This window comes from Ideonella azotifigens (genome assembly GCF_006519715.1).
Lineage (GTDB): Bacteria > Pseudomonadota > Gammaproteobacteria > Burkholderiales > Burkholderiaceae_C > Ideonella > Ideonella azotifigens.
Map to the genome: position 1 here is coordinate 1 of NZ_VIDT01001008.1, position 1,492 is coordinate 1,492.

Sequence of the window (1,492 nt, forward strand, 5' to 3'; positions counted from 1 at the left end):
GTGGACGACTGGAGCTGCGGCTGTTCTACGCGGCATGGGCGCGCGGCTTCGCGGTGCAGGAGCACACGGCCAATGGCTTGCAGCGCAGCCTGCAGTTTTTCGACGCCCAAGGCCTGCCGCTGCACGAGGTGACGCTGGGCCCGCGCAGCCGGGTGCCCGCATTCGACGCGCTGGTGGCGCGTTTTGCCGCGCCAGCCGCTGCCCAGTTTCCGCAGCACGCAGCGAACAGCCATGCACCGGCTGCGTGCCCCGCCACTCGTGTTGACCCACGCGCTTTTCGCGCCGGCTGGGCCTCGATGCGCGTGCCGCAGGACTTCTACGCGCTGCTGCGCCGCCATGGCCTGACCCGGCTGGCAGCGCTGCAGCTCGCATCACCCGAATTTGCCCAGCCGGTCGACGGTGGTGCCGCACATGAAGTGCTGGCCCGCGCCGCACAGACCGGCCTGCCGCTGAGCCTGTGCTGCGGCAACCCGGGTGCGGTGCAGACCTGCAGCGGCCCGCTGCACCACGTGGAAGTGCAAGGCCCGTGGCTGCAGGTGAACGACGCAGGCCTGCAGTTGCAGCTGCGCGAGGACTGCATTGCCAGCGCCTGGCGGGTGCGGCTGCCGGCCAGTGAAGGGCTGGTGAGTTCACTGGAACTGTTCGATGCCGATGGCCGCACGCTGGCCATCATCGGCGGCCAGCGGGCGCCGGGCCAGGCCGAGCGCTGCGAGTGGCGCGAGTTGCTGGCCAGCGTTGCCCTCGAAGACTCGCCCTGCTGACCCGGGAGCCGCGATGCCACCCTTCCAAGCTGCCGCCACCCTGACCGGCACCAACCCCCACCCGGCCCAGGCGATGCCACCCAGCGGCTCGCGCCGCCGCCGCATCTGGGAACTGTCCGGCCATGCGCAGTGCCCGGTCATCGGCGTGTGCCTGCCGATTGCGATGGTGCGCAAGCTGGTGGACAAGCAGCTGGGCGGCAAGACCGTGGCCAGCGACTACGAGCTGCACTGCGGCGTGAATGCCGAATGCAAGCTGCGCAATGCGATGTCCGAAGCGGTGCAGAAGGAGCTGGACCGGCGCTACGCGATCTCACTGCGCCACAGCCAGCCGCTGAAGACCACCGAGGCGCTGGCCGAGTTCTGGGCCCGGCGCTCGGCCGCTGGCGACAGCGTGGCTGGCGCGCTGTGGGCCACGCTCACGCACCCGCGCTGCGATGCGATGCTGGAAGAGCAGGTGCTGCAGGACATCCACATGCTGCAGCACCAGAACGGCGCCGCCGACCGGGCCGACCTCGCGCGGCTGCAGGCCCTGCTGGACGAAAACCAGGTGCTGTCGCGCGAGCTGGACCAAGCCCAGCAGCGCTGCACCCGCCAGGCCGAGCAACATGCCCGCAAGCTCGACGAACTGCAGGCGCATTTGATGCAGACCCGCGCCGAGCTGATTGGCCGCGACACAGTGATTGCCGACCTGTGGCAGGAACAGCGCCGCTTCGAGGCCGAGGTGCCGGCCC

1 protein-coding gene and 1 pseudogene are annotated in these 1,492 nt (G+C 70.3%); both read left to right on the plus strand.

Annotation, left to right across the window (positions count from 1 at the left end; translation table 11 throughout):
• The coding region (locus FKP22_RS30130; RefSeq protein WP_141291890.1) for a ChuX/HutX family heme-like substrate-binding protein at positions 1-761 on the plus strand (761 nt) is incomplete at its 5' end.
• 13 nt (positions 762-774) lie between these two features.
• Positions 775-1,492, plus strand: a pseudogene (locus FKP22_RS30135) (DUF2325 domain-containing protein); the annotation flags it as partial.